This window comes from Frankia sp. CeRuru1 (assembly GCF_977966315.1).
In genome coordinates this window covers 1-5,497 of the sequence record NZ_CDWWEW010000346.1, presented here as the reverse complement: position 1 = coordinate 5,497, position 5,497 = coordinate 1, and the positions used below count along the sequence as shown (strand labels likewise).

6 protein-coding genes are annotated in these 5,497 nt (G+C 71.5%); 1 reads left to right on the top strand and 5 read right to left on the bottom strand.

Annotated features, from left to right (window positions below):
• The 3 genes from AC08OP_RS19930 to AC08OP_RS19920 all read right to left on the bottom strand — a co-directional run.
• Positions 1-1,600, bottom strand: a 1,600-nt coding sequence (locus AC08OP_RS19930) for a leucyl aminopeptidase family protein (RefSeq protein ID WP_476615575.1), incomplete at its 3' end; no start/stop codon positions are given.
• Positions 1,601-1,712: 112 nt separating this feature from the next.
• A complete protein-coding gene (locus tag AC08OP_RS19925; RefSeq protein WP_007511639.1) occupies positions 1,713-1,880 on the bottom strand; it encodes a DUF3117 domain-containing protein in 168 nt (55 codons plus the stop codon).
• 262 nt (positions 1,881-2,142) lie between these two features.
• On the bottom strand, positions 2,143-2,502 hold the full coding sequence (locus tag AC08OP_RS19920; RefSeq protein WP_476615574.1) for a DivIVA domain-containing protein: 360 nt from the start codon (positions 2,500-2,502) through the stop codon (positions 2,143-2,145).
• Between the two features lie 57 nt (positions 2,503-2,559).
• Between AC08OP_RS19920 and folP the strand changes: the two genes are divergently transcribed.
• Complete coding sequence (gene folP / locus AC08OP_RS19915; protein WP_476615573.1) at positions 2,560-3,462, top strand: dihydropteroate synthase; 903 nt, start codon at positions 2,560-2,562, stop codon at positions 3,460-3,462.
• Positions 3,463-3,573: 111 nt separating this feature from the next.
• On the opposite strand, the gene AC08OP_RS19910 is transcribed toward folP, so the two are convergent.
• Together AC08OP_RS19910 and AC08OP_RS19905 are read right to left on the bottom strand one after the other, a co-directional pair.
• A complete protein-coding gene (locus AC08OP_RS19910; protein ID WP_476615572.1) occupies positions 3,574-4,173 on the bottom strand; it encodes an LOG family protein in 600 nt (199 codons plus the stop codon).
• Entirely contained in the window at positions 4,170-5,024 is an 855-nt protein-coding gene (locus AC08OP_RS19905; protein WP_476615571.1) for an LOG family protein, read from the bottom strand. The genes AC08OP_RS19910 and AC08OP_RS19905 overlap by 4 nt, the downstream gene beginning before the upstream one ends.
• Between the last annotated feature and the right edge of the window lie 473 nt (positions 5,025-5,497).

The window sequence follows — 5,497 nt, the reverse complement described above, 5'->3', positions numbered from 1 at the left end:
CCCCCCACCCGGTGCCGCCCCGGCTGATCTCGCCGTCGTCGGCGTCCGACCGTGCGGTGCCCGCGATGTCCAGATGCGCCCAGGGCCGCCGGCCCGCAAACTCCCGCAGGAACAGCGCCGCGGTGATGGAACCGCCCCCGACGTCCAGCGCCCGGCCGATGTTGGCGAGGTCCGCCACCGGCGAGTCGATCGCCGCCCGGTACTCCTCCACCAACGGCAGCCGCCACACCCGTTCCCCGGCGCTGTCCGCCGCGGCGGACAGCGCCGCCGCCAGCTGGTCGTCCGAGCTGAACAGCCCGGCGGTGCGCCGGCCGAGCGCCACGGCGATCGCTCCGGTCAGCGTGGCGAGGTCGACGATGACATCCGCGTCAAGCGCGCCCGCGGCGTAGGCGAGGCCGTCCGCCAGCACCAGGCGACCCTCGGCGTCGGTGTTCAGTACCTCCACCGTGGTCCCGCCCCAGCAGGTGATGACGTCGCCGGGACGCATGGCAGTCGCACCGATCATGTTCTCCGCCAGGCAGAGCAGACCGGTGACGCGCCCGGGCACGTTCAACGCCGGCAACGCGGTCATCGCCCCGAGCACCGCCGCCGCGCCCGCCATATCAGTCTTCATGCCGGCCATCGGGACGGCCGGCTTCAGGGAGAGCCCACCCGAGTCGAAGGTGATTCCCTTCCCGACCAGGACCCGGTGACCATCGGTGAAGCGGCCCGCCGACGAACCATCCGGCCCTGCCGACCCGGCGGATCCCGCCAACCCGGCCTCGCCAGAAGTCCGCGGTGGCCCGTGATATTCGAGTTTGACCAGGTAGGGCGGCCGAGGGGAACCCTCACCGACGGCGCACAACCCCCCGAAGCCCTGCGCCGAAAGATCGCCGGGGCCGAGCAGGGTCGCGTCGAGACCCGCCGACGCGGCGATGCGCACGGCACGGTTCGCCAGCCACTCGGGTGACTTCACCAGACTCGGCATGTTGACCAGATCGCGGGCGATGTATACCCCGGTGGCCACCGCCCGCGCGGCGTCGACCGCGGCCGCCGCCCCAGGCTCGTCCGCCCGACCGGTGAGCACGATAACGTCGCCGGGCACGCCGTTCTCCGGCCCGGGCCGGCCAGCCGGGTCGGGCACTCCGCCAGCCGGGTCGAGCACTCCAGCGGCCCGGTAGGCGCCTAGCGCCAGGCCTTCGGTGAAGGCCCGCAGGCCCGGATCGCCGGGCTCCGCCACCACCGCGAGCCGGTCCGGTGCCCCGGCGCGGCGGGCGAGCGCGGCGCCCGCGGCCCGCCAGTCACCCGGTTGACCGGCGCCGATGCCGACCACGAGCAGCCGGGTCGGCCGAGCCGTCCGGGCCAACGGCACCACCAGCACCGAACCCGCATCGCCGCGCAGGGACTCGGACTCGACCAGCAGCGCGAGATCCAGTCCTAGATCGGCACCGACGCCGCGGGCAGTCTCATCGAACACGGGTCCGTTCTCGGACGACGCGAGGACCAGGGCGACGGTCGCGGGCTCGACGCCGGCGACGGTGGCGGACCGTAGGGTGACGCTGAGCGGAAGCCTGATGAGCCCGTCGATCGCCGGGCCTGGCGCGGAATCAACGATGCTCATGCCGGCCTTCTCGCCGGGACAGCCGGACTCGCCGGGACCGCCGGACCACGACGGGACCCGGCTGCCGCGGGACAGGCGCGAGGACAGCGCACACGGACGGACACACGGACGGTTAACCGACCGCGGTCTTCAGGGCATCCCCCAGCGCACTCGCCTCGTCGGCGGTGAGTTCCACGACGAGCCGACCGCCCCCCTCCAGCGGGACACGCATGACGATGCCGCGCCCCTCCTTGGTCACCTCGAGCGGACCGTCACCCGTCCGCGGCTTCATGGCCGCCATCGGTGCACCTCTTCCTGCCGTCGGACCTGCATCTGACGACGATTATCCCGTAGACCGGACCGCAAACCGAAACACGTCTCTGCGCGGCATCACAACAGTCGCCCGCCGCAACATCGAGAGGTGGGCATCGATGTTGACGGCGGCGCCTGTACGTGTCCCTGCGTAGGCCAGATCGACCGGCTACCAACAGTCGATTGTAATGCCACAGACAGTCGGCGGATGCCACGGACAGTCGGCGGATGCCACGGACAGTCGGCGGCGATCACTCGTCGATCTGTGGCGAGCGAGTAACCCGATGCCCGTCCGGCGATGGCGCGGTGTCGACGCGCGCGAACGCGGCCAGCCGGACCAGCTCCTCGTCCCGCCGGGCCAGCTCCTCGTCCCGCCAGGCCAGCTCGTCGGCCAGCCGAAGCAGGACGGCGTCAACCTCGGCCATCCGGTAACCACGCAGCGCCATCCCGAACCGCGTGCGGGCAATGTCACCGGCTGTTACCGTACCGACAGGTAGTCCGGTGGGAGCGCCGTCCGGCGGCGCCGGGGCGAGCCGATCGAAGCGACCGACGGCCAGCGCGGCCACCGCGAAGACGACGGCGGCCACGATCACAATTTCGATGACGAGCACCACGCATCCGATCGTGCCACGGCCCGCCGATCGCGGTAATTCTGGCAGGCTGGCCCGGTGCATGCCGACGCTGCCCACCCGGCCCCGCTACGGCGGGATCCGCTACGACTGGGTCCGCGGACCTTCGAGCCGACCGAGCTGATCGTGATGGCGATCGTCAACCGCACCCCGGACTCCTTCTTCGACCGCGGGGCGACGTACGGTGCGGCCGAGGCGTTGGCTGCGGTCGACCGTGCGGTCGACGAGGGGGCGGGGATCATCGACATCGGCGGGGTGAAGGCCGCGCCCGGCGGCGAGGTGAGTGCGACCGAGGAGCTGCGCCGCGTGGGTGGCTTCGTCGCCGAGGTCCGGGCCCGCCACCCCCGGCTGGTCATCAGCGTCGACACCTGGCGCGCGCAGGTCGGACGGGTCGTCGCGTGTGAGGGCGCCGACCTGCTCAACGATGCCTGGGGCGGGGTGGACCCGGCGCTCGCCGAGGTCGCGGCCGAGTTCGACGCCGGTCTGGTCTGCACCCACGCCGGCCATCTGCCGCCGCGCACCCGGCCGCACCGGATGGTCTACGACGACGTGGTCGCCGACATCGTCGCCACCACGGTGGGGCTCGCCGAGCGGGCGGTGTCGCTCGGGGTCCGGCCGGATGCGATCCTCGTCGATCCCGGGCACGACTTCGGCAAGAACAGCCGCCACTCCCTCGAGGCCACCCGCCGGCTGCCGGAACTGGTCGCCACCGGGTGGCCGGTGCTCGTCGCGCTGTCGAACAAGGACTTCGTCGGGGAGACCCTGGACACTGGCATCGACGAACGCCTGGAGGGCACGCTGGCCGCGACCGCGGTCAGCGCCTGGCTCGGGGCCCGGGTCTTCCGGGCGCACCAGGTGGCGGCGACGTGGCGGACGCTGCGGATGGTCGCGGCGATCCGGGGCGACGTCGACCTCGCCGTCGCCCGCCGCGGCCTCGCCTGAGGACCGCCCTCGCCTACCCAGCCAGCCTGCCTATCCAGCCAGCCAGCCAGCCTATCCAGAGGGATTTTTCGGACACGAAACCCTCTGGATAGGCAAGGAACAGGAACGGGCTCAGTCGCCCTCGACGATCTCCCGCAGGGTCGGGGGCGGGGGCGAGGTGACGGTCGCCTCTGTCACACCCGCCTCCAGGAAGTCCACCGCCTCGCCGATGCCGGTCGCCCAGCGGAGGGTGTCCCGGGCGCGCGGGCGGACGAACCCGCGGTCGACCATCTCGTCGACGAGGATCCGCAGGTGGGCAAAGACCCCGTCGGGGTCGAGGACCACCACGGGCTTGGTGTGCATGCGCAGGACCCCGGCGACCCAGACCTCAAGCAGCTCCTCCAGGGTGCCCAGGCCCCCGGGCAGAGCCAGGAAGGCGTCCGAGCGTGCGTCCATGAGCGCCTTACGCTCCCGCATGGTCTCCGTGACGATGATCTCGTCCGCGTCCAGGTCGCGGACCTCCATCGCGACCAGCGCCCGCGGGATCACGCCGACCGTGTAACTTCCGCCGGCCCGCGCCGCCCGGGCGATCGCCCCCATGCACGACACCGAGCCTCCGCCGGAGACCAGGGTGTGGCCGCGCCGGGCAAGCTCGGTGCCGGTCTGGGCCGCCAGCAGGACGTACGAGGGGTCGATCAGCTCGGAGGAGGCGCAGTACACGCAGATGTTCACGGAATATCCATACCTGCGGGCCGGGTGTGCCCGGCGGTTCCCTCCAGGATGATGCGCACGGCCTCGTGGATGCCGTCGGTGATCGAGAGGATCTGCAGGTCCCGCTCTTGGACCAGGCCGGCGGGCAACAGGGTCGTCCGCATCCAGTCGACGAGTCCCGACCAGTACTCGGAGCCGATCAGCACCACCGGGAACCGGGTGACCTTGCCGGTCTGGACCAGAGTCAGCGCCTCGAACAGCTCGTCGAGCGTGCCGAACCCACCGGGGAGGATCACGAACGCCTCGGCGTACTTCACGAACATCGTCTTGCGAACGAAGAAGTAGCGGAAACTGACGCCGAGGTCGACCCAGTCGTTGAGCCGCTGCTCGTAGGGAAGCTCAATACCGAGGCCCACCGACAGGCCGCCGGCCTCCTGGGCCCCACGGTTCACCGCCTCCATCGCGCCCGGCCCCCCGCCGGTGATCACCGCGAAGCCGGCCTCGGCGAGCGCGGCGCCGAGCAGCCGGCCCTGCTCGTAGAACGGGCTGTCCGGGGGAATCCGGGCCGAGCCGAAGACGGTCACCGCCCGTGGCAGTTCGGCGAGCAGGCCGAAACCCTCGACGAACTCGCTCTGGATCCGCATGACCCGCCACGGGTCGGAATGGACGAACCCCGAGGGGCTGCGGGTGTCGAGCAGGCGCTGATCCGTGGTGGAGTGCTCCACCTGGCCACGCCGGGCAATGACTGGCCCACGGAACTGCTCCGGCGGCGGGATGCGGCGCTCGCGCCCCGCTGGAACGCTGACGCCGGTCGGGGCGACATCACCGCCGACGGGCGCCGATGGGGACGGGTCCGGGTTCGAGGGTGTCACCACGGCACCATAGGCCAGCCAGGTAACAGTTCAGACCGGCCTGCGCAGCGGCAGGGACCGCGGCCGGGGCGCAGTGCCACGGCCGGGCGACGCGGCCCACGTCGCCGCCCGGCGCCGGCCGAGACGCGCCGACCACCCGGAGCAGGGACTCGTCAAAGTCGGGCGGTGAGTTTTGCCTGATCAGAGGGGGTCACAGGAGCAGGGGTCGGAGTGCTCGGTGGGGGTTTTGGTGGTTGCGGGAGGTCTCGTCTCTGAATTTGGTTACTCCCAGTATTCGAAACAGGGTGATCACCAGGTTGGTGAGGATGGACATCAGCTCGGGTCCGTCGCCGGTGCGCAGCAGGGAACGGTCCTCCTCCCAGATCACGTCGCGTAGCCAGTGCAGGTGCTCGAACTGTCAAGCAGGGTGCACCTGTGGTGCTCAACTGTCGGGGGAGGGCCGCCCGCGAAGCGGGGGCCTGTCAACTTAACGG